Source organism: Micromonospora arida (genome assembly GCF_042873195.1).
Taxonomy (GTDB): Bacteria; Actinomycetota; Actinomycetes; order Mycobacteriales; family Micromonosporaceae; genus Micromonospora; species Micromonospora arida.
In genome coordinates this window covers 391,377-417,818 of sequence record NZ_JBIALC010000005.1, presented here as the reverse complement: position 1 = coordinate 417,818, position 26,442 = coordinate 391,377, and the positions used below count along the sequence as shown (strand labels likewise).

21 protein-coding genes, 3 pseudogenes and 1 riboswitch are annotated in these 26,442 nt (G+C 70.7%); of the genes and pseudogenes, 12 read left to right on the top strand and 12 right to left on the bottom strand.

The features are described 5' to 3' along the window. Positions 1 to 16: 16 nt before the first annotated feature. The 3 genes from ACFYP0_RS18715 to ACFYP0_RS18705 form a co-directional block, all read right to left on the bottom strand. Positions 17 to 922 carry an ABC transporter substrate-binding protein gene (locus ACFYP0_RS18715; protein WP_386996870.1) on the bottom strand — a complete coding sequence of 302 codons (906 nt, stop codon included), beginning with the start codon at positions 920 to 922 and terminating at the stop codon, positions 17 to 19. A 100-nt stretch (positions 923 to 1,022) separates the two neighbouring features. After that, positions 1,023 to 1,163: a hypothetical protein gene (locus ACFYP0_RS18710; protein WP_167457726.1), complete on the bottom strand. Its 141-nt coding sequence runs from the start codon at positions 1,161 to 1,163 to the stop codon at positions 1,023 to 1,025. A gap of 32 nt (positions 1,164 to 1,195) precedes the next feature. After that, a riboswitch (SAM riboswitch) is annotated at positions 1,196 to 1,307 on the bottom strand. 86 nt (positions 1,308 to 1,393) lie between these two features. Continuing rightward, entirely contained in the window at positions 1,394 to 3,352 is a 1,959-nt protein-coding gene (locus tag ACFYP0_RS18705; RefSeq protein WP_355500897.1) for an amino acid transporter, read from the bottom strand. Between the two features lie 154 nt (positions 3,353 to 3,506). On the opposite strand from ACFYP0_RS18705, the gene corA reads away from it, so the two are divergent. After that, entirely contained in the window at positions 3,507 to 4,637 is a 1,131-nt protein-coding gene (gene corA / locus ACFYP0_RS18700) for a magnesium/cobalt transporter CorA (protein ID WP_124856213.1), read from the top strand. A 16-nt stretch (positions 4,638 to 4,653) separates the two neighbouring features. Here corA and ACFYP0_RS18695 read toward each other — a convergent pair whose 3' ends face one another. Both ACFYP0_RS18695 and ACFYP0_RS18690 read right to left on the bottom strand, forming a co-directional pair. Continuing rightward, positions 4,654 to 4,839, bottom strand: coding sequence for a hypothetical protein (locus ACFYP0_RS18695; RefSeq protein ID WP_124856211.1), 186 nt, complete (start codon positions 4,837 to 4,839; stop codon positions 4,654 to 4,656). A gap of 209 nt (positions 4,840 to 5,048) precedes the next feature. Further along, positions 5,049 to 5,564 carry a 2'-5' RNA ligase family protein gene (locus tag ACFYP0_RS18690; RefSeq protein WP_355500893.1) on the bottom strand — a complete coding sequence of 172 codons (516 nt, stop codon included), beginning with the start codon at positions 5,562 to 5,564 and terminating at the stop codon, positions 5,049 to 5,051. 78 nt (positions 5,565 to 5,642) lie between these two features. Here ACFYP0_RS18690 and ACFYP0_RS18685 point away from each other — a divergent pair, with 78 nt between their 5' ends. Continuing rightward, a complete protein-coding gene (locus ACFYP0_RS18685) occupies positions 5,643 to 6,152 on the top strand; it encodes a mycothiol transferase (RefSeq protein WP_355500890.1) in 510 nt (169 codons plus the stop codon). 9 nt (positions 6,153 to 6,161) lie between these two features. Here the strand turns inward: ACFYP0_RS18685 and ACFYP0_RS18680 are convergent, their stop codons facing one another. Then, on the bottom strand, positions 6,162 to 7,208 hold the full coding sequence (locus tag ACFYP0_RS18680) for an NAD(P)-dependent alcohol dehydrogenase (RefSeq protein WP_355500888.1): 1,047 nt from the start codon (positions 7,206 to 7,208) through the stop codon (positions 6,162 to 6,164). Between the two features lie 161 nt (positions 7,209 to 7,369). On the opposite strand from ACFYP0_RS18680, the gene ACFYP0_RS18675 reads away from it, so the two are divergent. Further along, positions 7,370 to 7,777, top strand: coding sequence for an SCP2 sterol-binding domain-containing protein (locus tag ACFYP0_RS18675; protein ID WP_355500886.1), 408 nt, complete (start codon positions 7,370 to 7,372; stop codon positions 7,775 to 7,777). Next, on the top strand, positions 7,774 to 9,831 hold the full coding sequence (locus tag ACFYP0_RS18670) for an amylo-alpha-1,6-glucosidase (RefSeq protein WP_356980139.1): 2,058 nt from the start codon (positions 7,774 to 7,776) through the stop codon (positions 9,829 to 9,831). Before ACFYP0_RS18675 ends, ACFYP0_RS18670 begins: the two co-directional genes overlap by 4 nt. Before the next feature lie 43 nt (positions 9,832 to 9,874). Here the strand turns inward: ACFYP0_RS18670 and ACFYP0_RS18665 are convergent, their stop codons facing one another. Beyond that, a complete protein-coding gene (locus ACFYP0_RS18665) occupies positions 9,875 to 10,378 on the bottom strand; it encodes a DinB family protein (protein ID WP_356980141.1) in 504 nt (167 codons plus the stop codon). Between the two features lie 134 nt (positions 10,379 to 10,512). On the opposite strand from ACFYP0_RS18665, the gene ACFYP0_RS18660 reads away from it, so the two are divergent. Next, positions 10,513 to 11,418 carry a DUF72 domain-containing protein gene (locus tag ACFYP0_RS18660; protein ID WP_355500878.1) on the top strand — a complete coding sequence of 302 codons (906 nt, stop codon included), beginning with the start codon at positions 10,513 to 10,515 and terminating at the stop codon, positions 11,416 to 11,418. A 36-nt stretch (positions 11,419 to 11,454) separates the two neighbouring features. On the opposite strand, the gene ACFYP0_RS18655 is transcribed toward ACFYP0_RS18660, so the two are convergent. Next, complete coding sequence (locus tag ACFYP0_RS18655) at positions 11,455 to 11,826, bottom strand: hypothetical protein (RefSeq protein WP_091401355.1); 372 nt, start codon at positions 11,824 to 11,826, stop codon at positions 11,455 to 11,457. A gap of 197 nt (positions 11,827 to 12,023) precedes the next feature. Then, entirely contained in the window at positions 12,024 to 12,650 is a 627-nt protein-coding gene (locus ACFYP0_RS18650) for a hypothetical protein (protein WP_355500875.1), read from the bottom strand. Positions 12,651 to 12,847: 197 nt separating this feature from the next. Here ACFYP0_RS18650 and ACFYP0_RS18645 point away from each other — a divergent pair, with 197 nt between their 5' ends. Continuing rightward, a complete protein-coding gene (locus ACFYP0_RS18645) occupies positions 12,848 to 13,018 on the top strand; it encodes a hypothetical protein (RefSeq protein ID WP_158629581.1) in 171 nt (56 codons plus the stop codon). A 19-nt stretch (positions 13,019 to 13,037) separates the two neighbouring features. Here ACFYP0_RS18645 and ACFYP0_RS18640 read toward each other — a convergent pair whose 3' ends face one another. Together ACFYP0_RS18640 and ACFYP0_RS18635 are read right to left on the bottom strand one after the other, a co-directional pair. Then, the gene (locus ACFYP0_RS18640; RefSeq protein WP_386996864.1) at positions 13,038 to 13,901 is read right to left on the bottom strand and encodes an alpha/beta hydrolase family protein; all 864 of its coding nucleotides are present in this window, start codon (positions 13,899 to 13,901) and stop codon (positions 13,038 to 13,040) included. A gap of 131 nt (positions 13,902 to 14,032) precedes the next feature. Continuing rightward, the gene (locus ACFYP0_RS18635; RefSeq protein ID WP_355500869.1) at positions 14,033 to 15,289 is read right to left on the bottom strand and encodes a hypothetical protein; all 1,257 of its coding nucleotides are present in this window, start codon (positions 15,287 to 15,289) and stop codon (positions 14,033 to 14,035) included. Positions 15,290 to 15,821: 532 nt separating this feature from the next. On the opposite strand from ACFYP0_RS18635, the gene ACFYP0_RS18630 reads away from it, so the two are divergent. From ACFYP0_RS18630 to ACFYP0_RS18605, 6 genes and pseudogenes are all read left to right on the top strand, one after another. After that, positions 15,822 to 17,879 carry a DNA gyrase/topoisomerase IV subunit B gene (locus ACFYP0_RS18630; protein ID WP_124856187.1) on the top strand — a complete coding sequence of 686 codons (2,058 nt, stop codon included), beginning with the start codon at positions 15,822 to 15,824 and terminating at the stop codon, positions 17,877 to 17,879. A gap of 44 nt (positions 17,880 to 17,923) precedes the next feature. Then, positions 17,924 to 18,325 (top strand): annotated as a pseudogene (locus ACFYP0_RS18625) (DNA gyrase subunit A); the annotation flags it as partial. A 12-nt stretch (positions 18,326 to 18,337) separates the two neighbouring features. After that, positions 18,338 to 19,219, top strand: a pseudogene (locus ACFYP0_RS18620) (LAGLIDADG family homing endonuclease); the annotation flags it as partial. A gap of 393 nt (positions 19,220 to 19,612) precedes the next feature. Continuing rightward, positions 19,613 to 21,694: pseudogene (locus tag ACFYP0_RS18615) on the top strand (DNA gyrase subunit A); the annotation flags it as partial. Positions 21,695 to 21,863: 169 nt separating this feature from the next. After that, entirely contained in the window at positions 21,864 to 22,382 is a 519-nt protein-coding gene (locus ACFYP0_RS18610; protein WP_244218923.1) for a TrmH family RNA methyltransferase, read from the top strand. Between the two features lie 434 nt (positions 22,383 to 22,816). Beyond that, positions 22,817 to 25,630 (top strand): AfsR/SARP family transcriptional regulator, encoded by a 2,814-nt coding sequence (locus ACFYP0_RS18605; protein WP_356980148.1) that lies wholly within the window; start codon positions 22,817 to 22,819, stop codon positions 25,628 to 25,630. Positions 25,631 to 25,643: 13 nt separating this feature from the next. Here ACFYP0_RS18605 and ACFYP0_RS18600 read toward each other — a convergent pair whose 3' ends face one another. Then, positions 25,644 to 26,279 carry an alpha-ketoglutarate-dependent dioxygenase AlkB gene (locus tag ACFYP0_RS18600; RefSeq protein ID WP_355500862.1) on the bottom strand — a complete coding sequence of 212 codons (636 nt, stop codon included), beginning with the start codon at positions 26,277 to 26,279 and terminating at the stop codon, positions 25,644 to 25,646. Positions 26,280 to 26,442: the final 163 nt, after the last annotated feature.

Below are 26,442 nucleotides of genomic sequence, written 5' to 3'. Positions count from 1 at the left end.
CTCGTTCGTCACCGGCTCAGGACGCGGTCGACGCGGACGCCGACGGCACGGCTGTAGCGGACGCCGACGGCACGGCCGACGCGGACGGGGCCTTCACCGTGCCGCTGCCCGGCGTGAAGTCCGCCGGGATCGGTCGGCCCGGGTAGTACTGCGCCTGCAACCGGGTCCAGGTGCCGTCGGCGATGACCTCGTCGAGGGCCTTGTTCAGCGCCTCGCGCAGCTTGTCGTTGCCCTTGGCCACGGCGTACGCGGTAGGTGCCGGGCTGAGCTGCTTGGCCGCCACGGTGATCTTGCCGTTGCTGTCGGTGGCCGACTTCTCGCCGATCTCAGCCGGGGCGATCCAGGCGTCGGCGGTGCCCGCCTTGAGCTGGTTGATCGCGCCGTTGTAGTCGGGCACCCGCACCGGGTTGAGCTGCTTGCCGGTGGCGTAGTCGTCCTGGACGGTGCCCTGCACCACCACGACCCGCTTGCCGGCGAGTTGGTCGAAGCCGGTGATCGGCGAGCCGGTCGGGACGTCCAGGCCGAAGTAGCCGAAGTCGTAGCCGTTGCCGAAGTCGACGGTCTTCCTGCGGGCCTCGGTGATGGTGATCGAGGAGCTGCCCACGTCGAACTTGCGGTTGTTGACCTGGCTGAGCAGCGCGGAGAAGTCGGTGCCGACGAACTCGACAGTGAGACCGAGCTTCCCGGCCACGGCGGTCAGCAGGTCGTTGTCGAAGCCGGTGAACTTGCCGTCCTTGAGGTACACGTTCGGCGGGGCGTCGGTCAGCGTTCCGGCGCGCAGCACGCCCGACCGGGCCAGGCCGTACGGGTTGGCGGTGGCGTCGGACGAGCTGTCGTCGCCGCAAGCGGTGAGGGCGGTGGCGGCCAGGATCGTGGCCGCGCCCAGGGCGGCGGCGCGGGTCAGGGCAGGAAGGAATCGCACTGGTGTCTCCGAAGGGTGATGTCTCGGCGCGCACGGACGTGCGCCACCGACGGCGCGCCCGATGGGCGTACCGGTGGGAGAGGAGCTCGGGAAGGGGGTGCTAGAGCGCGGTGCCGCGACGACAGGCGGCGCTGCACATTCGCATCATGTCCACGTGCCGTCGCCGGATCAGTGCGGGCGAGGGTCGACCGGTGCGGGAGTCCGCGACGTCGGTCGGTGGGGTGGTGCTGAGGATGCGCATGGTTCTCCCGGGTCTGTGCTGACCTGGGTGCCAGGCCACGCTTGCACCGACGTCCTGCCGGTGCCTGGTCTTCACCCGGGGCACCCCACCGCGGAGGAGGGTTGCCGGCCAGCGAGCCGGGGCTTCGCGCTGGCACTCATGACCTGCGCCGAGGCTAGCAGCAGGAACGGGTGGATCGTCCAGTCGTTATGACGACGCTCACGGTGCGCGACGGACTGTCGGCTCGCAGGTCAGCCGGCGTGCACGTGCGGTCGACGGTGCGGGTCGGGCTCGTGACGGCGCAGGATCTCCCGGGTCACCGAGGCGATGGCGCCCTGTCCGAACGCCAGGTAGCGCAGGAAGTTGCGGCTTGGACCGCCCTCGGACCACTCGAAGTAGATGTGAGGGCGCCGACGGCTGCGGTCGCGGATCTCCAGCAGCAGGGCGGCGAGCGCGCTGGGCACCGACGAACTGGCCAGGCTGAGCACCGGGAAGCGACCGTCGACCACGTCGCCGCGGACCAGCAGTTCGGTCTCGAAGTCGGACGGGTCGGTGACCGTGACCTCGACGAAGATGACGTCGCTGTCGTCGGGGAAGTCGTTGTCCGCCATGGTCTGGGCCAGCTTGGCGCGGTACTCCGCCTCGTCGCGTCGGTCGGGTTCGTGCGCGATCAGGCGGATCCGACGTCCGGCGCGTTCGTCGATCATCCGGGCCGCGGCGGGGTCCAGTTCGACGTGTTCGACGCGCAGCTCGTAGGCCCGCATCAGCCGGGACAGCACCGACACCAGGATGATCCCGCCGATGAAACAGGCCGCGATCTTGACGCCGCTCGGGCGCTCCACGACGTTCGCCAGCGTGGTGTAGACGAAGATCACCGTGATGACTCCGAACGCGATGGTGCGACCGCGCTGATGCTGCCGGAGCGCCGCGAGCGTCACCGCCGTCGCGGCCGAGGTGATCAACACCAACACCCCGGTGGCGTACGCGCCGCCCTGCGCGTCCACGCTGGCGTCGAAGACGATCGTGATCAGGAACGCCACCGCGGTGAAGACCAGCACCAGCGGCCGGACGGCTCGCGCCCAGGTCGGGGCCATGCCGTAGCGGGGCAGGTAGCGCGGAACGAGGTTGAGCAGACCAGCCATCGCCGATGCCCCGGCGAACCAGAGGATTCCGATGGTGGACAGGTCGTAGACGGTGCCGAACACCTCGCCGAGGTGGGCGTGCGCCAGGTAGGCCAGCGCCCGCCCGTTCGCCGGCCCACCCGGCTGGAACGCCTCCGGCGGGATGAGCACCGTGGTCGTCACGCTGCTGGTGATCAGGAAGACGCTCATGATCAGCGCTGCGGTGGTGAGCAGCCGGCGCGCGCCACGGATCCGGCCCAGCGGACGTGCCTCCGAGTCCTGTGGGTCACCCCGAACGCTCGGCATGACCGCCACTCCGGTCTCGAAGCCGGACAGACCCAACGCCAGCTTCGGAAAGACCAGCAGCGACAGCCCGACCACCAACCACGGATCGCCGTGCCGGGTGGTCAGCATGGTGGTCCAGTCGCCGACCGCGCTCGGATGCGTCGCCACCCGCCACAGCGCGTCGGCCACCACCACCGCGTTCAGCGTCAGGTAGACCGCGACCAGGACGACGGCGATCCCGATGGCCTCGGTGAATCCCTTGAGGAACACCGCGCCCAGCAGCGACACCAGCAGCAGCGTGATCAGCACCTCGTGCCCCTTGAGCCCGCTCGGCCAGAACGGGTTCTCGTCGATGTGCGCCGTCGCGTCGGCGGCCGAGAGAGTGATGGTGATGATGAAGTCGGTGGCCACGAAACCGAGCAGCACCAGCACCAGCAGCTTGCCCGGCCAGTAGCTCAGCAGGCGTACCAGCATCGCGATGGAACCCTCACCGTGCGGGCTCTCCACCGCCACCCGCCGGTAGACCGGCAGCGCCCCCAACAGGGTCACCAGCACCAGCACCAGGGTCGCCACCGGTGAGAGCGCCCCGGCGGCCAGCGCCGCGATGCCCGGCTGGTAACCCAGCGTGGAGAAGTAGTCGACCCCGGTCAGGCACATCACCTTCCACCACGGGTGGTGCCGGCGCTCCGGCGGGCGCCCGTGCGGCCCCGGGTGCTGCACGGCCTGGTCCGAGCCGGCGTCGAGCAGCCACCCCCGCAACCGGCCGGCCCGTCTGTCGACCTTCACCGGCGCGTCCCCCGTCATCCCGCTCACGGTCACCGTGAGTATCCGCCCGACGGGCCGGCCCCGTCCGCCGGTGCGCGGATCCCAGCTGACGCCACGGCGGGTTTCAGGGCCCAGGACAAGGGGGAAGCAGCGCCCCGCGCTGGATGGGACGGCACCGGGGAGGGGACAGGGCATGGTCGGCGGCCGTCGCTTCCGTCCGGGTGGTGGCTTCGGCCGCCAACTCGACGAGTACGAGACGAGGGTCGGTGTGGCGCCGCCCGCGGAGTCGCCCGCCGCGTCCCACGGCGGCCTGGTGGACAGCGCGGTCTACATCCGGGGGCACCGGTTCGCCTCGCCGTCCGGCCTCGCCGAGACGTACCGCTGCCTCCAGGAGCAGGACGGCGCGATGGCCTGGATCGGGTTGTACCGGCCGGACATCGAGCAGATCACCTCGCTGGCCCGGGAGTTTCGGCTGCACGACCTGGCGGTCGAGGACGCGATCAACGCCCACCAGCGGCCCAAGCTCGAGCGGTACGGGCACACCCTGTTCGTGGTGCTGCGCGCCGCCCGCTACAACGACCTCCGGGAGGACGTCGAGTTCTCCGAGCTGCACCTGTTCATCGGGCCGGGCTTCGTGGTCACCGTCCGGCACGGCGAGGCGCCCGACCTGGCCGCGGTGCGGCGGCGGCTGGAGACCGAGGCGCAGATGCTCGCCCGAGGGCCGGAGGCGGTCCTGTACGCGATCCTCGACCAGGTCGTCGACGGGTACGCGCCGGTGGTGGCCGGACTGGAGAACGACATCGACGAGATCGAGACCCAGGTGTTCGGTGGCGACCCGAACGCCAGCCGCCGCATCTACGGGCTCAGCCGCGAGGTCATCCAGTTCCAGCGGGCCGCCCGCCCGCTGCTCAGCGTGCTCGACGCGCTGGCCGACGGCGCCGGCAGCGCCAGCGCCGACGAGGAGTTGCGCCGCTATCTGCGCGACGTGACCGACCACCTGACCCAGGTGGTGGAGCGGGTGGATGGTTTCCGGCACCTGTTGCAGAACATCCTCACCGTCAACGCCACTCTCGTCTCGCAGCAGCAGAACGAGGAGATGCGCAGCCTCACCGCGGCCAGCTACAGCCAGAACGAGGAGCTGAAGAAGGTCTCCTCCTGGGCGGCGATCCTCTTCGCTCCCACGCTCATCGGCACCGTGTACGGCATGAACTTCGTCCACATGCCGGAGCTGAACTGGCGCTTCGGCTACCTCTTCGCGCTGCTGTTGATGCTGCTGGTCTGCGGCACCCTCTATGTGATCTTCAAGCGACGCGGCTGGCTCTGAGCCGCGCGGCCGGGATTCACTCGATGCCGCGCAGGATGTGCCGTTCGTCCTCGACGTCGTCGTCGCCGGCACCGATACGGCCAAGCAGTACGGCGGCCGCCCAGATCGTCAGTGGCGTGGCCGCCCCGGTCATTCCGCCGCCGGTCCGGTCGTCCCGGGTCTGGCTCCGCTCCGCGCGCGGTGGCCTGCGCTGAGCCTGCATGGGCCCTGCCTCTCCTCGTTGAAGCCGCCGTGGGTGGCGCGGGGTGACCTCGCGCCACACCGGCCGGGCGGACCGCCTGTGAGCAGCCCACCGCCGGTACGACAGCCACTCGAACCTTCCCACGCCCGGCCGCATCCGCACCGCTTGTTTTCGGGTTTCCGACTGTCGCCCGCCAAACCGGACATTACGCCTCGACGGTCGAGGCGTGGTCAAGGCAGCGGGTGGGCGATGCCGCGCGCGTGGTCGGTGAGCGCCGCGCCGACCACTGTCGCGGCCAGCGGCAACACCTCCAGGCAGCGGCGCACCGCGGCGGCCATCAGCGTGTTCGGCACCCGCATGGAGAGCGTGCAGTGCGGCACCCACCGCCCCGGCTGGTAGTGCTCGGCGAGGGCGATGCCGGCGGCGGTGAGCCGGTCGTGCACCAGCCGGTGGTGCGCCAGCAACTCCGGGGTGGGCGCCGGGCCGAGCCAGAGGACCCGACCGACGAACTGGCCGGCGTGCTGGAAGTCGAGCCGCAGTGGGGCGGCCACCACCGTCCCTCTCAGCGCCTCGGCGACCTGCTCCGGGTCGAAACGGGGCGCCACCATGAGCGAGACGTGCGGACGGTGGCGCTGCTCCAGCAGCGAGCGCATGCTCTGCACCCCCTCGGCCTCCAGCGCGTCCCAGAGCACCCGGATCCGGCGGGTGGCGTCCGGGTCCAGGTACAACTCCACCGCGGCGACCATTCGATCACCGTAGCGGCCGAGGTTTGCGCGCCCTGGTCCGGCGGTACCTGTTCGGAAACCGACCAGGAAGGCGTACCCGTGGACGTGAGTGACCTGCTGACCGAGGCGTACGACCGGCTGCCCGACCTCGTCCGCGCGGCCGTCGACGGCCTCAGCCCCGAGCAACTGCGCCACCAGCCCGTGCCGGGCGCCAACTCGGTCGGCTGGCTGGTCTGGCACCTCACCCGGGTGCAGGACCACCACGTCGCCGACCTGCTCGACGCCGAGCAGATCTGGGTGAGCGGCGACTGGGCGGGTCGGTTCGGGCTCGCCGCCGACCCCGACAACACCGGCTACGGACACTCGCCCGCTCAGGTCGCCGCGGTGCGGCCGGAGAGCGCGCAGGCGCTGATCGACTACTACCAGGCGGTCGCGGCGCGTACCGGAACCTTCCTGGCCGGCCTGGGCCCGGCGGACCTGGACCGCGTGGTCGACGAAACGTGGGACCCGCCGGTCACCCTCGGCGTCCGGTTGGTCAGCATCGTCGACGACGACCTGCAACACGTGGGCCAGGCCGCCTACGTGCGCGGCCTCATCCAGGCCGACTGACCGCCGGGCTCACGGCACGATCACCGCCCGGCCCTCCAGGGTCCCGTCGCGCAACTGGCGGTACGCGTCCAGAGCGTCGCCCAGCGCGAAGGTGGTGGTCTTCGGACGGACCAGGCCCCGGGCACCCAGGTCGAGCACCTCCACCAGCTCGGGGCGGCTGCCCCAGTAGGTGGTCGCGATACTCACCTCGTAGGGCACGGAGAAGAACGACACCCCCACGGTGCCGCCGCCGATCCCCACGATGGTCAGGTCGCCCACGGTGCGGGCCGCCGCCACGCCGAGCGCCAGGGTGGTGTCCGTGCCGACGAAGTCCAGCACCACGTCGGCGCCCCGTCCTCCGGTGGCGTCCCGGATCTCCTCGGCGGCGGTCGGTCCGGAGGTCACGGTGCGCTCGGCGCCGCACTCCTCGGCCAGCCGCAGCGCCTCAGCGCGGGTGTCCACGGCGATCACTCGCGCGGCTGTGGTGGCCTTGAGGATCTGCACACCCACATGGCCCAGCCCGCCGACTCCGATCACCACGGCCGTGCTGCCCGGCGGCAGCTTCGGCCAGGAGCGCCGGATGGCGTGGTACGGGGTGAGCCCCGCGTCGGTCAGCGGCGCGGCCTGTACCGGATCCAGACCCTCCGGAAGAGGCACGACGTGCCGCGCGTCCGGGACCAGCTCGAACTCGGCCATGCCGCCGTCCAGTCCGAGTCCGCCGCCGCCGCTCGGTACCGGCGCAGCGGACGGGTTCTCGCAGTACGGGTCGATCCCGACCCGGCATCGGGCGCAGGTGCCGCAGCCCCACGCGCCGAAGACGGCGACCGGTTGGCCGACGGACAGCCCGGTCACCCCGGCGCCGAGGGCGTGCACCCAGCCGGCGTTCTCGTGCCCGAGGGTGAAAGGTGGGTTCCAGGGCATGCTGCCGGGCTCGAACTCGTCCATCAGGTGCAGGTCGGAATGGCAGGCGCCGGCACCGCCGATCCGGACCACCACCTGACCCGGCCCCGGTGTCGGATCGGGAACCTCGACCAGCTCGGGTTCCGACTTCCACTCCCGCAACCGCAGCGCGCGCATACCGGTGCTCCCGTCCGTCTCGGCTGAACCACTGGCCTGCCCACCTCGTCCCAGAGCAAACGGGCCGACACCACCGCAGATCTGGCACCTCACCTGTTTGGGGTGAACCGGGCTCACCCCGAAGCGGGTGATCCTGCGGGAAACCGTGGGGAGGGGACCCGATGGGCGCAACGGCGGAGCAGTACCTGCGACAGCTCGACACCGGTCGGCGGCCCGACCTGCCGGAGACCACAGCGGGGACGCTGCGGCTGGACGTCCGCGACGACGGCAGCACCGATCACTGGTACCTGACCATCGCCGACCAACAGGTCCGGGTGACCCGCTCGGCCGACGACGCCGACCTGGTGGTGCGGGCTGACCGGGCGGTCTTCGACCGGATGACCCGCGGCGAGCTGCACCCCGGCGCGGGCATGCTGCGCAACGAGCTGACCGTGCAGGGCAACATGCAACTGCTGATGCTGCTGCGGCGGATCTTCTCCGGGCCGGACGGCGCCCGTCACCCGCACGAGCTGGGCCGGGCCGCGTTGGTTGGCCGGGCCGCGACGGCCGCTCGGAATGAGCGGTCGTGAAGCAGGAACTGGTGCACATCATCGCCGGCAACCTGTTCGCGATCAGCGACGCCCAGGGCGACATCGAGACCGATCCGCAGGCCCCGCTCGGACTCTTCGCGTACGACACCCGGTTCCTGTCCCACTGGGTGCTCAGGATCGACGGTGAACGGATCAACGCGCTCTCCCGCGACGACCTCACCTACTTCGAAACCCGGTTCTTCCTGGTCCCCGGTGCGGCGAGTCACTACGTCGACGCCGACGTGTCGATCATCAGGCACCGCTCGGTGCACGACTGCTTCCACGAGAACATCACAGTGCTCAACCACTCGTCGCAGCCCGCCGAGTTCACCGTCCGGGTGGAGATGGCCAGCGACTTCACCGACATCGTCGAGGTCGGGCAGCTCCGGCAGCGGGCCGTCGAGGTCAGCGCCGACTCGGCGAACCAGCAACTCGTGCTGCGCTACCAGCGGGACCGGTTCGTCCGGGAGACCACCGTACGCAGCACCGTCCCCGCCGAGGTGGACGAGCGGGGGATGACGTTCCGGATCCGGATCGCTCCCGACGGCAAGTGGGAGACCGACCTGCACGTCAGCGTGACCATGGGCGGCGAGGACGGCCGGGATCTCCGCGCCGACCTCCAGTCGCACCAGCAGATCGTGCGGACGGGAATGCAGGAGGACCTGGTGCAGTGGCTGGACCGGGCACCGCAGTTGGTGGCCGAACGCAAGGGCCTGGAGGAGCTCTACCAGGGCAGCCTCGCGGACCTGGCGGCGCTGCGCTACAGGCCGCTGTCGTACCGCGAGCGGGTGCCGATCGGTGGTCTGCCGTGGGCGATGGGGTTGTGTGGACGGGATGCCCTGATCACCTGCCTCCAGACGATGGCCTTCACCCCCGAACTGGCTCCCGCGACGCTACGGATGCTGGCGCTCATGCAGGGCGGCCAACTCGACGACGCGCTGGACGAGGAGCCCGGCAAGATCCTGGCCCAGCTCCGGTACGGCGAGACGGGGGCGTTCAGCGACCGGACGAGCGCGTTGTACTACGGCGCGGCGGACACCACCCCGCTCTTCGTCGTGCTGCTCGACGAGTATGAGCGCTGGTCCGGTGACGCGGACCTGGTCCGCGAACTGCGCCACCCGGCCCGGATGGCGCTGGACTGGATCGACGAGTACGGCGACCTGACCGGGGACGGCTACCTGCGTTACCAGCGCCGCAACGAGCGCGACGGCACGATCAACCAGTGCTGGAAGGACTCCCCGGACGCCATCGTCGACGCCCACGGTCGGCAACCCGCCTTCCCCCGCGCCACCTGCGAGTTGCAGGGCTACGCGTACGACGCGAAGCGGCGTGGCGCCCGGCTGGCCCGGGAGTTCTGGGGTGACCCCGCGTACGCCGACCGGTTGGAACGGGAGGCGGCAGCGCTGAAGGAGCGCTTCAACCGGGACTTCTGGCTGCCGCACCGGGAGCACTACGCGTTGGCGCTCGACCCGTACGGCGAACCGGTCGACGCGTTGGCCTCCAACATCGGGCATCTGCTCTGGAGCGGGATCGTCGCGGACGACCGTGCGGAGGCGGTCGCCGAGCACCTGGTCGGGCCGCGACTGTTCAGCGGGTGGGGAGTACGCACGTTCGCCACCGGGCAGCGTGCGTACAACCCGGTGGGCACGCACCTGGGCGCGGTGTGGCCGTCGGACAACGCGCTGATCGCCGCCGGGTTGCGCCGCTACCGCCTCGACGTGCAGGCGGCCCGGATCGCGGACGGCATCTTCGACATGGCGCAGACGCTCGGTGGCGCGACGCCGGGAGTGATCGCCGGCTACGAGCGCGACCTGACGACCTACCCCGTCCAGTTGACGACGAGCTGCCGCCCGCAGGCGTGGTCGTCAGGAGCGATGCTGATGCTGCTCGGCACCATGCTGGGCCTGCGACCCACCGGCGACAACCTGTTGGTGAACCCGGCGGTGCCGGAGGGGTTCGGTCGGCTGGAACTGCTGGACATCCCGGGCCGTTGGGGCCACTCCGACGCCTACGCGAGAGACCGGACCACCGAACGCCGGCACCGCCTGCACTGAGGCGGTGCCGCAGCGCTCGGCCCGGCGACGGTCGACGTCGGAGTCAGCCCATCGTCTTGGCGCCGTCGATCGACTCCCGCAGGATGTCGGCGTGCCCGGCGTGCTGGGCCGTCTCGGCGATCAGGTGCAGCAGCACCCGGCGGACCGTCCAACTCGCCCCCGGCTCGAACCACGGCGCCTGCGGCAGCGGGTGCGCCGCGTCCAGGTCGAGGGTGGCGACCAACTCGTCGGTCTGGGCGGCCACCTCCTGGAAGCGCCCGACCAGCCCGGCGAGGGTCTCGCCCGGCAACATCTGGAACTGACCGACCCAGTCGATCTCCTCGCGGCCCATCGCCTCCGCGCCGCCGACGGCGAAGAGCATCCACCGGTGCTCGACGACGGACACGTGCTTGATGAGGCCGCCGAGGCAGAGCTCGCTGACCGTGGGGCGGCTGGCCGCCTGCTCGTCGGTGAGCCCGTCGACGGTCTGCAGGAGGAACCCGCGGTGCCCGCGGAGCGCCTGCAAGAGATCGGCGCGCTCACCGGTGAGCTGCTCAGTGCTGGTCATGCCGCCACCCCTCGTTGATGTCCATCCGAGGCCACCGTACGGCGAGGCACCGACACTTTCCGGTCACCGCGCGGCGTCGACGGAAGACCCGCCAGCGGTTGCCTATCCGCGCCGGTGGCGGTCCACTGAATGACATGGCTGTGATTAAGGTGGGCACGTCGTCCTGGGCGGACCAGTCCCTGCTGCGCTCCGGGTGGTACCCGCGCTCGGCCAGCACACCGGCCCGTCGACTGGGCTTCTACGCCAGCCAGTTCCCGATGGTCGAGGTGGACACGTCCTACTACGCCATCCCGGTGCCGGAGACGACTCAGGGCTGGGTGGACGCCACACCTGACGACTTCACCTTCGACGTCAAGGCGTTCAGCCTCTTCACCGGTCACCCGACACCGGTCGCCGTGCTGCCCCGGGACCTGCGACCGGCCAGCGGCCCGAGCCGGATCCGCCGCCGGGACCTGCCGGAGCCGGCGTACGACGAGTTGTGGGCCCGGTTCCGCGCGGCCCTCGACCCGATCGCGGCGGCCGGCAAGCTCGGTGTGGTGATGTTGCAGTTCCCGCCGTGGTTGGTGCGCAGCCCCGCGGCCGAACGCCGGATCGTCGAGCTGGCGCAGCGCTGCCGGCCGTGGCGGGTCGCTGTGGAGCTGCGGCACGGCTCCTGGTTGGACGACGACGCCGCAGCGGACACTCTGGACCTGCTACGCGCCCACGACCTGTCCCTGGTCTGCGTCGACATGCCACAGGGGCACCCGTCGTCGGTGCCACCGATCCTGACCATGACGGCGGAACCGGCGATCGTCCGGTTCCACGGTCACAGCGACGCCTGGGGCGAGGGCGACAAGCAGGAGAAGTTCCGCTACGCGTACGCCGAGGACGAGCTCCGGCACTGGGCCGGACGGCTGGCCGAGTTCGCCGATCTCCCCGACGAGCTGCACGTGCTGTTCAACAACTGCTGCGCCGGGCAGGCCCAGCGCGACGCCACCCGGCTGGCGCAACTGCTCGCCGAGACGATGATCGTCGAGCAGGCTGTCCCGGCGACCGGCTGATCGCGGCACGGGCCACCCGGTCGGGCGCCGGTCAGCTCAGGACCGTCGTCCCCGGCTGCGCAGGGCGTCCTGGGTCGACTCGCCGATGTCCGCGTCGTCGGGGAAGCTCCGGCCGCTGGGGGCGGGATCGGGCGGGGCACCCGGTCCGGCCATCGTCGTACGGGTCGGCTCGACGGAGCCGAAGCCGTGTCGTCCCGCCGGGTCCGACCGACCCGCCGGAGCACCGGCGCGTCGCTCGCCGCGCCGTCCCTCGGGCACCGCGGTCTCCTCGCTGCCCTCGTCCATCGGCGAGTCGTCGGCCGTGCCCCAGGGCGCGTCGGCGTCGAAGCCGTCGCCGGTGCCCCACGGCTTGGTCGCCTCCGGCTCCAGCCGGTCGTTGTCCCCGCTGCGTCCCTTGTGCGCCGTCATGGCCACCCCGCTCGTCGGTCCGCCGCCAGCGGCGGACGATGTGCCGTCCTCGGGCCGGGACCGCCCGCCCGAGTGCGGCGTACGACATGTCGCCGGCACGCCGCCGCGCGTGGGACCCGTCATCGCTTCGGTGCGCGCGTAGGGCCGGCCGGCGCCCCGCCGTCGAGGTGGCGGCGGGACGCCGGCCGGCCCGACGTTTAGCGTCCGGCCATCGCCATCGGCCGCTTGCCGTTGCTCATTCCCATCTTGATCATGCTCTTCGAGGCGCCCTTCATCCCACCGGCGCGACCGAGCATGCCGCGGAACACCTGGCCGGGCTTCTGCTGCTCACCCATGTACGCGGTGACCACGACCAGGGTCCCGGTCAGCGCCGGGATGGCCCACTGGAGCAGCTTCATCTGCCGCTGCGATGAGGCCACACTGGACGGCGTCTGGTGGTTCGGCTCGGTGGCACCGCTCACCGACGGACCGCCCGCCTTCTCCAGCCGCATGCCGACCAACCGGCTGTAGCCGGTGACCGCCAGCGCGCCGATCGTCAACGCGGTCTTGATGGCGCTGGCCCGGGCGACGCCGGACTGGGCCGCCACCCGTGGGCTCTCGGTCACCAGCTCGCCGACGGCGCCGGCCAGGTGGGCGCCGATCGCGGCCGCGTTGACCGGTGTCCACTTGGACCATCCGGCCGAGGCGATCGGGAGCCGCTGGGTCGAGTCGCTGATTTTCGCCGCTGCGCCGTTGACGCCGAAGGCACCCATGAGGGAGCCGCCAAACCAGGCCGCCAGGCCCAGATCGTGCATCGAGCGCAGTGCGGTATGCCGTTCGGACATGTGATCCCCTTCCGCCGTGTCGGGCGGTGCGGCTTACCCGCCGGTCGGGCGGCTAACCCCGCCCCGGGCGGGCCGATCCGCGCCGTGGAGGGCCGCTACCGGACATCCCTGGCGTCGGCGGGTCGACCTGCCCCGAGCAGGAGTCGTTCGCCCGGTGGTGGGTAGATCCCGAGCGACGCCGACGAGAGGGGAACGCGATGTCGCAGCCGGACGAGAGCCGGGAGAAAACCCCCAAAACAGACGCGGTGCTCATGCACCCCGACAACGACCCGCACCGGAACACCGCAGAGGTCGCACCCCGCAAGGAGCACGCCGAGATCCAGGTGGAGCGGGACGGTGAACTGGTGCCGCTGGACCAGGACGAGTGAGCCGACCGGCCGGTACGGCTCAGCGGGGCGGCAGGTCGCCGACGAAACCGGCGATCCGCCGCGCCAGCGGGACGCTGGCGCGAACCCAGGTGAAGTGGTCCAACGTCGTACCGGCCTGCGCCACTGTGTACCGCTCCCGGGTCACCGGCGCGTCGGCGAGCTTCGCGCAGAGGTGGTCCATGGTCTCGTGCGGGGTGAACTGGTCGTCGTCCACACTGACGGCCAGCACCGGGGTCCGCACCGCGCGGACGGCGGCCTCGGTGTCCGTACCGTCGAGCCGGGGGAATCGGCCGGTCCGCGCGGTGTGGGCCCAGTCGCGGATCACGCCGCGTGCCTGCCGACCGCCGAAGCCCCAGCCCGGCCAGACCCCGAGCAGGGCCGCCGTGGCGGCGATTCCCTGGGTGTAGGGCAGTACGCCGAGGCCGCGACGGCCCGGGTAGCTCCGCCAGTACGGGATGCCGACCGCCACCAGCGCCAACCCGTCCACCTCGCCGCTGCCGTGCAGGGCGAGGTGCAGCAGCGCGGCCTGCCCGCCGAGGGAGTGCCCGAGAAGCAGTCGGGTGCGTCCGTCCAGACGTGGCTTGAGGGCGGCCAGGACGGCGCCAACGTCGTCGGCCAGTTCGGCGTAACCGTGCCGGTCCGCCCGACTCGGCGCCGGCGTGCTCGCCCCGGTGCCGCGCAGATCGGCCACGACCACTGCCAGTCCGGCGGCGCGCAGCGCGGCGGCGAAGGGCCGGTAGTACCGGGCCCGGACCCCCATCGCGGGCCAGATCACGACCACCGGCGCGCCCGGCAACCCGGCCGGTTCCGGATAGACCTGCACACCCAACCGGCCACCGTCGACGTCGACGTACTCCTGCGCGTACTCCGGGTCCCCGTTCATCGGCCCAGACTACGGCCTGACGTTACCGGCGGGTAGCAGCAGGCCGTCGGGTCCACGGCAGCAGTGGGCGCGCTCGACGGACGCGACGGAGGGCCCCGCCGAATGGCGGAGCCCTCCGAATGGCGCTGCGGTCAGGAGACCGAGATTGCCCCGTTGCTGGCCCGCACGCAGGCCACCGAACGGGCGCTGGTGGAGGCCGCGCCGCTCAGGCACTGGCCGAGGACCTGGTGCCCGGTGGCGTTCGGGTGCCACGACTCCTGGCAGGTCTGGAAGTAGGTGACGCAGGTGTTGGCGATGCGCTGGATGGCGATCTTGTCCTTGCCGGCGAGGCTGGTGACGAAGGTGCCGGTCGCGCCGTCCTGAAGCCGGATCGGAGTGGCCAGCGAGCCGCTCGGGCTGCTGGTCTGCTCGCAGAGCCGGGCGCCGTTGAAGGCCTGCTGCACGTTCAGGTACACCAGCTCGTCGGCGGGGAACTCGGCTGCGAGAGTGTCCCGGGTGGACTTCACGATGCTGCCCAGACCCTGGGAGAAGCGGTGCCCCGGCGCCAGGCTGGCCCGGTGGATCGGGCAACCGCCCGCGTACCGCTCGGCACCCAGGTCACGGAACTTGTCCCGGGTGTCGTCCCGGCTGTCCTCCTCGTGGAACTGCGGGTTCAGGTCCAGCGGCAGCGGGTTCGTGTAGTCCTGGAACACCACCCGGTGCTGCCCGTCCGCGTCGACCTGGTCGAGGGTGGTCAGGATCTGGCGTACGGCCGCGGTGGTCTCCGCGGTCGCGGCGCTGAGCTGCGCGGCGGTGGCCAGGTCGGCGTCGCTGCACGGCTTCTGCTCCACCGGCCCGTTCAGGTACGCCCAGAACTCCCACCAGCCGGTCCAGGCATCGGCGATGAACCGGTTGGCGCACTTCTCCGCGACGCTGCCGAAGGTGAACGAGCTGTTGTTGGAACCGAGGCCGACCAGCACCAGGTCGATGTCCTGGGTCTGCGCGACGGCGCGCAGCTGACTCAGCTGTGAGGCGACGGTACGACCGTTGGTCCGCGCCTGGGAGGCGTTGGCGATGTCGTGGGGCTGACCACCGGAGCAGGCCAGGTTGAACCGGTTCTGGATGCCCGGCAGGTTGGCCTGGTTGAGCGAGGCGTTGGCCGAGCGGTGGCAGAAGAACGCGTTGTTGTTCGCCGCGGTCCAACCGGGGAAGCCCTGGCTGACTCCGTTGGCGTCGACGACAGGGGTGTACGCCCCGGCGCCCTCGCCACTGATGAAGCTGTCCCCGAGTGCCACCGCGGCGGTGGGCAACGCGGCGGACGCGGGTGCGGGCAGCGCGACGGCGGTCGACAACGCGGCCATGGCGATCGTTAGTCCCGCGGCGAGCGCGGTACGCCGGAACCTGGGCATGGGGCCCCCAACCATCGAAAGATGAAAGATTCTCTGAGGGCGCGATCAGATCACCTCGCCGCGATGGGCGTCAATGGCCCGTAACAGATTCGTTCGACGAAAGACATGCGCCCGTAGGCATGACGGGCTACCGGTCGGCGGCATCCACCGCCGCGACCAGCGCCCCGGCGGCCAGCAGCCCCGCCGCCAGGGTGCCCACCAACAGCCACCGTCGGGCCGGCGTGCCGAGGGAGCGCCGCAGCGCGTCTCGTCCACCTCGACCGCCTCGTGATCTCCTCGACCCGGACCGGCGTGCACCCCGCGCTCAACCGGCCGCGATTCTGGGTGGGCGTACCGGTGGCCGTGTCTCTGCGTGGCCCCATGATCACTAGGCAGCTGTTCGTTGGCTCACGTCCGGAGGACCACGCGCGGCGGGTCGCGTAGGTCCTCCGGTGGTTGTCCTAGCCTCGGGCTAGGCTCGCTGCGGCGCGCCACGCCGGCTGATGTCGCCGGTGACCGGCAGCACACCGCCGAGACCGGGGAGTACGACCAGTTGACCGCAGAGCCTGACACCCTGTACGGGGCCGATGACCTCACCCACCTTGAGGGGCTGGACGCTGTCCGCAAGCGGCCCGGCATGTACATCGGTTCCACCGACAGCCGTGGCGTGGGTCACCTCGTCAACGAGATCCTCGACAACTCCACCGACGAGGGTGTCGCCGGTCACGCCAGCCACGTCGAGGTGATCCTGCACGCCGACGGCTCGGTGCAGGTCGACGACGACGGCCGCGGCATCCCCACCGACGTGCACGCCAAGTCCGGCATCTCCGGCGTCGAGCTGGTGCTGACCCGGCTGCACGCCGGCGGCAAGTTCGGCGGCTCCGGCTACAAGACCTCCGGCGGTCTGCACGGCGTCGGCGCATCGGCGGTCAACGCGCTGTCCCGCCGCTTCGACGTGACCGTCCGCCGGGCCGGCAAGATCCACGCGATGTCGTTCCGGCACGGCGTCCCGGGCATCTTCGACGGCGACGGGCCGGACGCCCCGTTCACCGCCGGCCCCGGGCTCCAGGTGACCGGCGGGATGAAGCGCGGCCAGCGCACCGGCACCTCGATCCGCTGGTGGCACGACGCCCGCTACTTCGAGACCGGCGCCGCGCTCGACGTCGACGCCGTCCGGATGAAGCTGCGCAACACCGCGTTCCTGGTCCCCGGCGTGACCTACCTGCTGCGCGACCTGACCGGCGAGGCGCCCGCCGAGGAGCGGTTCCACTACCCCAACGGGCTCAGTGACATGGTGGAGTTCCTCGCCCCGGCCGGAGACCGGCCCGTCTCTGGCACCCTGCTGGTCAACGGCGAGGGCACCTACCGGGAGAACGCCGCCGACGCCAACGGCGTCATGCAGTCCAACGTGCAGCGGCGCGCCGAGGTCGAGGTGGCGTTCCGGTGGGGCACCGGTTACGAGCGCACCGTCGAATGCTTCACCAACACCATCCGCAACGCGCACGGCGGCACCCACCGCAAGGGTTTCGAGCGGGCCCTCGTCCGCGCGCTCGCCGACGCGATCCGCAACACCCGCGGTCTGCTCAAGGCCAAGGAGGAGCCTCCCACCCTGGACGACGTCCTGGAGGGGATGACGGCGGTGGTGCACGTGCGGATCCCCGAGCCGCAGTTCACCTCGCAGACCAAGGACGAGCTCTCCACCACCGGCATCACCAAGGTTCTCCAGTCCCTGGTCGACGCGCACATCAAGGCCTGGCTTGAGGACCGGCGCACCAAGGCCGAGGCGCGCACCGTCCTGCAGAAGATCGTCGACGCCGCCCGGGTGCGACTCACCCAGAAGCAACAGAAGGACGCCGCCCGGCGCAAGACCGCCCTGGAGGGCGCGTCCATGCCGCCGAAGCTGGTCGACTGCCGGGCCACCGGCATCGATCGCAGCGAGCTGTTCATCGTCGAGGGTGACAGCGCGCTGGGTACGAGCCGGATGGCCCGTTCCTCGGAATACCAGGCGCTGCTGCCGATCCGCGGCAAGATCCTCAATGTGCAGAAGGCCAACCTCCAGCAGGTTCTGGACAATGCCGAGTGCGCGGCCATCGTGCAGGTCCTCGGCGCCGGCTCGGGGCGCACCTTCGACCTCTCCGCGCTGCGCTACGGCCGTGTGCTGATCATGGCCGACGCCGACGTGGACGGCGCCCACATCCGTACGCTGCTGATCACCCTGTTCGCCCGGTACATGCGACCGCTGATCGAGGCCGGTCGGCTCTACGCCGCGATGCCGCCCCTGCACAAGATCACCACCAAGGGGCGCAGCCCGCAGACCGTCTACACCTACACCCAGGCCGAGATGGAGACGACGGTCCGCAAGCTGGAGAAGGCCGGCAAGCAGATCGTCACGCCCATCCCACGGTTCAAGGGTCTCGGTGAGATGGACGCCGACGAGCTGTGGGACACCACGATGAACCCGGCCACCCGGGCCGTCCGCCGGATCACCCTCGACGACGTCGACGCCGCCGAACGCATCCTCGAACTGCTGATGGGCGAGAAGGTCGAGCCGCGTCGCAACTGGCTCATCGACTCCGCCGACCGCGTCGACCGGGATGCGATCGACGCATGAGCGCCCGTTCCGTTCCAGTTCCAGTTCCAGTGGAGAGCTGAGTCATGGCACGCCGTAAGGAAAACAAGGTCGACCTCTCCTCGTTCGACCAGGCCGGCGCGCGGGTGTTCGACAACCCACTGGTCACCGAGGTCTCCGACTCCTACCTGGAGTACGCGTTCTCGGTCATCCACTCCCGCGCCCTGCCCGACGCCCGCGACGGCCTCAAGCCCGTGCACCGGCGCATCCTCTGGTCGATGTACGAGCAGGGCTACCGGCCGGACCGCGGGCATGTGAAGTCTGCCCGAATTGTCGGGGATACAATGGGTAAGTACCATCCGCACGGTGACACGGCGATCTACGACGCCATGGTCCGCCTCGCCCAGGACTTCTCCCTCAACGTGCCGCTCATCGACGGGCACGGCAACTTCGGCAGCCCCGACGACGGCCCGGCCGCCTCGCGTTACTGCGTTACGGGAGACACCCGTATTCGACTTGCTGACGGCACCAGCCCTCGAATTGCTGACCTGGTAAGCCTCGCTGCGGACAGCGAAGCCGATGTCGACTTCGAGGTGCTCGACAAAGACGGTAAAGCTGTTCAGGTCGACAAGGTGTTCAACTCCGGCGTCCATCCGACGGTCCGGATCGGCACGGATGCCGGTTTCTCGCTTCGGGGCAGCGAAAATCACCTGGTGCTCTGTCTTGAGTCGCCGATGGGCGTCCCCAATTTCCAGTGGCGACGGCTCGACGAGCTTGCGGTCGGCTCGACCGTCTGTGTGGCACGCAACGCCTGGTCCCAGGTCATACCCACAGCTCGCGAATACTCGCTGGGCATTCTCGGTGGCGCGTGGGCGTCCGAGGGCTTCGCGAGTGAGACAAGGGCCGGTTTCAACAACACCGACGAGCACTTCTTCAATGAGGTTCTGCATGCGTACGACCAAGTGGTTGGTGGTCGGCGTTACGTCAGCGAGCGACAGACCCGTCGCGACCGGAAGCGCGTCCAGGAAATCGATGTCCAAATCTATGCCGGCGGTATGGATGCTTTCCGGGCAAGCCCAATGGTGGAGTTCATCGGGCATCAGGCCCGGGACAAGTTCATCCCGCAATTCGTCTGGAACGGTGGCTGGGGCGTCAAGCGCGCCTTCCTCATGGCCCTTTTCGAAGGCGACGGCGGGGTGCGGGTCGCCAAGGACAGCTTCACGATCCAGTACACGAGTTACAGCGAGCGGCTTACCAGGGATGTCCAAGAGCTACTCACCGAATTCGGTGTCGTCGCCTGCTGGCGCCGTTACACGCGTCCCAGCGGCTCGGTCGAGCACCGCTTGGTGATTTCCGGTCTGCGTAACATCAAGGCATTCGCCAATCGGGTGGGCTTCCTCCGCACCAAACAGGCAAAGCTGAACAAGGTTCTGCGACACGCGCCGTTGCGTCCGCATCGGCTGAGCAAGGACCACGTTCCGTTCGTTGCCACATACGTGCGTGACGCCTTGGACTTTGACCGTCGTGGTAGCGGCGGCAAGTGGCTGACGACGCACAACTTCGATCGCGTCGAGCGATGGGAGACCGAGCGCCTTCGCATCATCGATCGCATCAAAGAGCCGGAACTTCTGGCGACGATTCTCCCGATCATGGATTCTGGGTACCGGTTCGAGCGCGTCACCGAGGTGACGCCCTGCGAGCCGGCGGAGGTCTACTCGGTCCGGGTCAAGTCGGAGGACCATTCCTTCCTCGCCGGCGGATTCGTCAACCACAACACCGAAGCGCGGATGTCCCGCGAGGCCATGCTGCTCGTCGGTGAGCTGGGCGAGGACACCGTCGACGTCGAGCCCAACTACGACGGGTCGCTGACCCAGCCGACCGTGCTGCCGGCGGCCTTCCCCAACCTGCTGGTCAACGGCGCGTCCGGGATCGCGGTCGGCATGGCCACCAACATGATCCCGCACAACCTGGCCGAGGTCGTCTCCGCGGCCCGCTGGTTGATCAACCACCCGGACGCCACTCTGGACAAACTCATGGAGTTCGTCCCCGGCCCCGACCTGCCCACCGGTGGGGTGCTGCTCGGCCTGGACGAGGTGCGCCGGGCGTACGAGACCGGGCGTGGCGTGGTGCGGATGCGCGGCAAGGTGGAGATCGGCCCGATCGAGGGCAGCCGGGGCCGACAGGCGATCACCGTGGTCGAGTTGCCCTACGGTGTCGGCGCGGAGAAGGTCATCGCCGCGATCACCAACGAGGTCACCAAGACCAAGCGGCTCACCGGCATCGCCGACGTCAAGGACCTCACCGACCGGGAGAGCGGCACCCGGCTCGTCGTCGAGTGCAAGGTCGGGGTCAACCCGCAGGCGCTGCTCGCCGACCTCTACCGGCTGACCCCGCTGGAGCAGTCGTTCGGCGTCAACAACCTGGTCCTGGTCGACGGGCAGCCGCGCACGCTGGGCCTCAAGGCGCTGCTGGAGGTCTTCCTGGCCCACCGGTACGAGGTGGTCACCCGGCGCACCTCGTACCGTCGACGCAAGCGTCAGGAGCGGTTGCACCTGGTCGACGGTCTGCTGATCGCGCTGCTGGACATCGACGAGGTGGTCCGGCTGATCCGGGGCAGCGACGACGCGCAGGCCGCGAAGGACGGGCTGATGAGCCGGTTCGGCCTCTCCGACATCCAGGCCACGTACATCCTGGACACTCCGTTGCGCCGGCTGACCAAGTTCGACCGGATCGAGCTGGAGGCCGAGCAGGAGCGGCTGCGCGCCGAAATCGCCGAGCTGAGCAAGATCCTCGACGACGAGCGTGTGCTCCGGAAGGTGGTCTCCGACGAGCTGGCGGCCGTGGTCAAGCAGTTCAGCACCGAACGTCGTACGACGCTTGTCGACGGTGACCTGAAGGAGGTGCTGGCCGCGTCCGCGCCGGCCGGCCCGCTGGAGGTCGCCGACGACCCGTGCCAGGTGATCCTTTCCGCGACCGGGCTGGTCGCCCGGACCGCTGCCGAGTCGGAGGAGAGCTCCGAGGGGCGCCGACGCAACGGCCGGGTCAAGCACGACACGGTACGCGCCATCGCGCACTCCACCGCCCGTGGTCGGGTGCTGCTGTTGACCAGCGCCGGTCGGGCGTTCAAGGTCGACGTTCTGCCGCTGCCGGTGCTGCCCGAGCAGGCGGGCACCGTGTCACTGCGTGGCGGTATGTCCGCGGCCGAGCTGGTGCCGTTGGCGGCGGGGGAGACCGTCGTCGGCCTGGCCCCGCTGGGAGGGCAGGCGGAGGGCTCACCAGGGCTGGCATTGGGCACCCGGCAGGGCGCGGTGAAGATCTGCTCGCCGGAGTGGCCGGTGCGCTCCGACGAGTTCGAGGTGATCGGTCTGCGCGACGGTGACGAGGTGGTCGGGGCGACCTGGCTGACCGACGGCACCGAGACGCTGACCTTCGTCACCTCGGAGGCGTCGCTGTTGCGCTTCCCCGCAGGGTTGGTCCGGCCGCAGGGCCTCAAGGGCGGCGGTATGGCCGGCATCAACCTGCCGGCCGGGGCGCGGGTCGCGTTCTTCGGCGCGGTACGCACCGACGACCCGGGGCATGGCGAGCCGATGGTGGTCACCTCCACCGGCGCGACGGTCAAGGTGACGCCGTTCAAGGCGTACCCGGCAAAGGGCCGGGCGACCGGCGGTGTGCGCGCGCACCGCTTCCTCAAGGGTGAGACGGACGTGGCCGTCGCCTGGGTGGGCCCGCGACCGGTCGGCGCGACCGCCACCGGCGACCCGGTGGAACTGCCCACCGCGGACCCACGCCGCGACGGCAGCGGCTTCGCGGTGATGCTCGGCCCGACGGTGGTAGGCCATCTGATCGAACGCGACTGACCCCACCCGCGCTGCCGGACCGTCCCCGGGGGACGGTCCGGCACCTGCGGGGTGGGGCGTCCGCCTGCGCGGTATGGTGGTGCCCTCTGTTGTCGGTGAGGGTCCGGGTGCACCGCGAAGCGCCCCTCAACATGATTTCTTCTCTGTCCGGCGGAGTCGCCGGCGCGGCGTGAGCGCCGCCATCCGGGTCCGGCCGAGGCGTGAGCTACGCGCCGCCCGCCGTCCCCGGCCACACCGCTGTTGGGGTCACCTGATCGCCGCGCCACTCTGGCCGATGCACGGCGCGAACCTGGGCACCCTGTTGCGTACGTGCGACGCGGTCGGCGCCTGCCTCGCCGTGCCACCGTTCCGCTGGGTGGACGAGGCCGTGGCCCGGGGCAACACGCTGCGGCGGCCGGGCTGCGTCCACCGGGTCGGCAGTCCGCTGCAATGGCTGGCCGCCGAACGGGCCGCCGGCACCCGGGTCCTCGGGGTGGAACTGGCCGACGAGGCCGTCCGGCTCGGTGATCTGCCCGCCGCTCGGGGCCGTACCGTCGTGCTGCTGGGCCACGAGGCGACCGGCATCCCGCCCGAGGCGCTCGACCAGCTGGACGCGGCGGTGGAGATTCCGATGGTCGGCCACGGCCACAGCCTGAACGTCGCGGTAGCCGGCTCCCTGGTCCTCTACAAACTCGCCGGCCTCCTCTAGCACGCGCCCGGTCGCCGCTGGATCAATGGCGGTCAGGCCGGAGAACCGCAAGGTAGGTCCGGACAACCGGTCCCGTCGTGTCCGGACCTACCTTGCGAGTCGCTGGCCACCGCGTGGGAATCGGGCTGCTCGCGATGATGCTCAGTTGGCCAGACCGCCGGGTTGGAGTAGGCCTTGCGCCAGAACGCGTGTGGACAGACGGTCCCCGTTTGGCCTCGCGCCATCGTCGTGCAACCAGGCCTGGCGATTGGTGCTCTTGGATGAGACGGTGAGGACGGTAGAACCATCCTCACCGCCCCGGTCCCCCCATGGAGAAGGTACGGTGGGGCCGGTACAACCGCCGCACAACTCACGCACAGCTCATCTGCTCGCCCGCTTGTCCGGGTGCTGTACGCGTGGCGGCACATGGCAGCGCCCACACGTGAGGTGCCTGGTTGCGTTTCGAACTCCTTGGCCCGTTCCGGGTGTACCGCGACGGCCGGTCGGTTCCACTGGGCTCGGTGAAGCAGCGTCTCCTGCTGGCGACCCTGCTGCTGCGCCCGAATGAGGTCGTCGGCACCAACGAGCTGGCCGCGATGCTGTGGGGCGACGACGAGCCGGCGTCGGCTGCCGCGAATCTGCGCACCTATGTGCGCGGGCTGCGGCGGTCGCTGGGCGGTGGGACGACCTGGGATGGGATAACCGCTGCGGCCGGCGGCTACCTGCTGCGGGTGGGCCCAGACGAACGGGACCTGGACCTGTTCGACGCCGCGGCGGCGCGGGGCCGCGAGGCGCTCGCCGTTGCCGATCTGGACCGGGCCGAGGCCGAACTCTCCGCCGCGGTGCGCCTGTGGCGTGGTGCGCCGCTGTCCGACCTGCCGCTGCGCTCGACGCTGGCTCGGCGGGTGGCGCAGTTGGAGGAGCGCCGGCTGCTCGTCGAGGAGGACTACGCCGAGGCCGTGCTGGCCCTCGGCGCGTCGGCCGACGTCGTGCACCGGTTGCGTGGCCTGCTCGACCGGCATCCGTTGCGGCAGCGGGCGTGGGGCCAGCTGATGGTGGGCCTGTACCGCATCGGAGACGTGGCCGGCGCACTGGATGCTTTCCGGCAGGCCCGACAGACGCTGGCGGAGGAGACCGGCCTCGATCCCGCTCCGGAGCTCGTCACGCTGTACGACGACATCCTGCATCACCGCCCGGGCCTGACGACGCAACCGCCAACGGGGCCGGACCGGCGGGCGCCGGAGACGGCAGTCGGGCCGCTCATCCAGCGCCCCGAGCAACTGCCGCGTGCGGTGCCGGAGTTCGTCGGACGCAGCGTCGAGCTGGCGGGCCTCGACGGGCTTCTGCATGGCGGGGCTGAGGGGTCGACGAGCGGGGCGATCTCTGTGGTGTCCGGCATGGCCGGAGTCGGCAAGACGGCCCTGGCGTTGCACTGGGCGCACCGGGTTGCCGACCGCTTCCCGGACGGCCAGCTCTATGTGAACCTTCGCGGTTACGACGAAGCTGGCGCGGTGTCCCCGCCCGACGCCCTGTCCGGCTTCCTCGAGGCGCTCGGCGTGCCCCACGCCCGGATACCCTCCGACATGGAGGCCCGGACTGGTCTCTACCGCAGCCTGCTGGCCTCCCGCCGGATGCTCCTGGTGCTCGACAACGCTCGCGACTCCGCCCAGGTGCGCGCCCTGCTGCCCGGTGCGGGCCGCTGCATGGTCGTGGTCACCAGCCGTGACCGGCTCGGCGGCCTGATCGCCGCCGAGTGTGCCACGCCGTTGACACTGGACGTGCTCACGGCGGAGGAGTCGAGGAGTCTGCTCGCCAGACGTCTCGGGGTCAGCCGGCTCGCCTCCGAGTCGGTGGCGGTGGCCGACATCATCGAGGCCGCAGGCCGGCTTCCACTGGCACTGTCGATAGTGGCGGCGCGTGTCGCGACCCATCCCAGGTTCCCGCTCAGCGCGATCGCCGCCGAACTGCACTCGGCCGAGGCGAGGCTGGACGCCTTGGCCGACGGCGACGTCCGGCGCGTCTTCTCGTGGTCGTTCCTGGCCCTGGGGGTGGACGCCGCCCGGCTGTTCACTCTGCTGGGGCTGCATCCGGGCCCGGACCTGACCACCGCCGCGGCGTCGGCTCTCGCCGGTGTGTCACCCGCGGCCGTTACGCCGGTCCTGCGGGAACTGACCCGGCTCCACCTGCTGGCGGAGCACGCGCCCGGCCGGTTCGCCTTCCACGATCTTCTGCGCGCCTACGCGGCCGAGCTCGCACAGTCGTCGGAGCGCGGCGACGAACACGTCGCAGCCCGACAGCGCCTGTACGACCACTATCTGCACGCCGCCTATCCGGCCGCCCGGCTACTCCAGCCGCAGTGGCCCCCGATCGAGCCGATGCCGCCGCTGCCCGTGCCCGCCAGGCGGTCGGTGACCGATCACGACGGCGCGCTCGCCTGGTTCACGGCAGAGCATCGAGTGCTGGTCCGGGTGGTCCGACAGGCCGCCGAGAACGGCTTCGAGACGTACGCCTGGCAGATCGCGTGGGCGCTGACCACCTTTGTGGCGCCGCGCGGCCTCTGGCAGGACCAGCTCGCCATCCAAGAGGTCGCGCTGGGCGCCGCAGAGAAGATCGACGACTTCGCCGGTCAGGCCGTCGCCAATCGGCTGGTCTCTCGCGCGCTGACCCGACTGGGCGATCGCACCACTGCCGAGCACCGGCTCAGGCGCGCGCTTGAGCTGCACGAACGTCTCGGCGACCCGATCGGTCAGGCCCAGACGCTGCACAACTACTGCGAACTCTGCTACCTGGACGGCCGGCTCGACGAGGCGCTCGCACACGGTCGCGAGGCGCTGCGGCTCTACCGGCTGGTCGGCAATCACGCGGGCGAAGCCCGGACGCTCAACGCGATCGGTTGGCTGCTCGCCACCACCGGCGACTATGTCCAGGCCATCGCCAGCTGCACCGAGGCCCTCGACCAGCAACGACGGACCGACGACCGCAACGGTCAGGCCGCGACGCTGGACAGCCTCGGCTTCGCCTACGACCGCCTCGGTGAACGCGACCGCGCGGCCAACTGCTACGAGCAGGCGATCGAGCTCTTTCGCGACTCCGCGGACCGGTATCACGAGGCGGAGACCCTCATCCGACTCGGAGACACCCGGGAAGGGATGGGTGACCGGAACGCTGCCGCTGCCGCTTGGCGCCTGGCCGCGCGGATCTATGAGGACGTGGGCGACCCCGCAGCCGAGGAGGTCCGCCGCCGCCTCGAACGTCTGATGCCGTCCTAGAGCAGGCCCACAGTCAGGCGACGTTGTGGGGGCGGAACTGGACGCTCACCCGAGGGCCCACGGGGCGGGTGGTCTTGGGGATGGCGTGCTCCCAGGTGCGTTGGCAGGAGCCGCCCATCACGATCAGGTCACCGTGGCCCACCGGGAAGCGCAGGCTCTCGCCGCCGCCGCGTGGGCGCAGCAGCAGCGGTCGCGGTGCTCCGAACGACACGATCGCGACGATCGTGTCGGTGTGCGCCGATCGGCCGATGGTGTCGCCGTGCCAGGCCACGCTGTCGCGCCCGGACCGGTAGAGGCACATGCCGGCGGTGACGAAGGGCTCGCCCAACTCGGGCGCGTAGTGCGCGGTGAGCGCGGCCCGCGCGGCGGTGAGCACGGGGTGGGGGAGCTGCCTCGCGCCGTCGTACCAGCAGAGCAGTCGGGGCACGTCGACCTCGGCGTCAAACATGGTGCGCCGTTCGGCACGCCAGGGCACCTCGGTGAGCAGGGTGTCGAGGACCGTGTCGGAGCCGCGCACCCAGCCGGGGAGGTGGTCGACCCAGGCGCCCCGGCTGAGCTGGTGCCGGCGGATCTGGCCGGGCAGCGGCCCCAGGGTCGGCCCGGCGTCGGCCAGGTCGAGCATCGACGGCTGGTAGGCGGCCTGCGTCATACGGCCACCCTAGCAGCATTTTCGTACACCCGTGCTAGCGCGAACGATGCCGGCCCGTTGCCACTCGGCAAGATCGTGCTCGATCCTGGATGTAGTGGCCTCCCGCGCGTTCGAGGGGACTGTTTCCAGGATCGAGCATGACCTTGACCTTGATCTGCCGCGG

Bases quoted from the DNA above. Each gene is read 5' to 3' on its own strand.
- ACFYP0_RS18710 (WP_167457726.1), bottom strand. From the start codon at position 1,163: ATGCGCATCCTCAGCACCACCCCACCGACCGACGTCGCGGACTCCCGC.
- ACFYP0_RS18690 (WP_355500893.1), bottom strand. From the start codon at position 5,564: ATGGTCGCCGCGGTGGAGTTGTACCTGGACCCGGACGCCACCCGCCGG.
- ACFYP0_RS18695 (WP_124856211.1), bottom strand. From the start codon at position 4,839: ATGCAGGCTCAGCGCAGGCCACCGCGCGCGGAGCGGAGCCAGACCCGG.
- ACFYP0_RS18600 (WP_355500862.1), bottom strand. From the start codon at position 26,279: ATGACGCAGGCCGCCTACCAGCCGTCGATGCTCGACCTGGCCGACGCC.
- ACFYP0_RS18640 (WP_386996864.1), bottom strand. From the start codon at position 13,901: ATGAACGGGGACCCGGAGTACGCGCAGGAGTACGTCGACGTCGACGGT.
- ACFYP0_RS18635 (WP_355500869.1), bottom strand. From the start codon at position 15,289: ATGCCCAGGTTCCGGCGTACCGCGCTCGCCGCGGGACTAACGATCGCC.
- ACFYP0_RS18650 (WP_355500875.1), bottom strand. From the start codon at position 12,650: ATGTCCGAACGGCATACCGCACTGCGCTCGATGCACGATCTGGGCCTG.
- ACFYP0_RS18680 (WP_355500888.1), bottom strand. From the start codon at position 7,208: ATGCGCGCGCTGCGGTTGCGGGAGTGGAAGTCGGAACCCGAGCTGGTC.
- ACFYP0_RS18675 (WP_355500886.1), top strand. From the start codon at position 7,370: ATGGGCGCAACGGCGGAGCAGTACCTGCGACAGCTCGACACCGGTCGG.
- ACFYP0_RS18645 (WP_158629581.1), top strand. From the start codon at position 12,848: ATGTCGCAGCCGGACGAGAGCCGGGAGAAAACCCCCAAAACAGACGCG.
- ACFYP0_RS18655 (WP_091401355.1), bottom strand. From the start codon at position 11,826: ATGACGGCGCACAAGGGACGCAGCGGGGACAACGACCGGCTGGAGCCG.
- ACFYP0_RS18705 (WP_355500897.1), bottom strand. From the start codon at position 3,352: ATGACGGGGGACGCGCCGGTGAAGGTCGACAGACGGGCCGGCCGGTTG.
- ACFYP0_RS18660 (WP_355500878.1), top strand. From the start codon at position 10,513: ATGGCTGTGATTAAGGTGGGCACGTCGTCCTGGGCGGACCAGTCCCTG.
- corA (WP_124856213.1), top strand. From the start codon at position 3,507: ATGGTCGGCGGCCGTCGCTTCCGTCCGGGTGGTGGCTTCGGCCGCCAA.
- ACFYP0_RS18665 (WP_356980141.1), bottom strand. From the start codon at position 10,378: ATGACCAGCACTGAGCAGCTCACCGGTGAGCGCGCCGATCTCTTGCAG.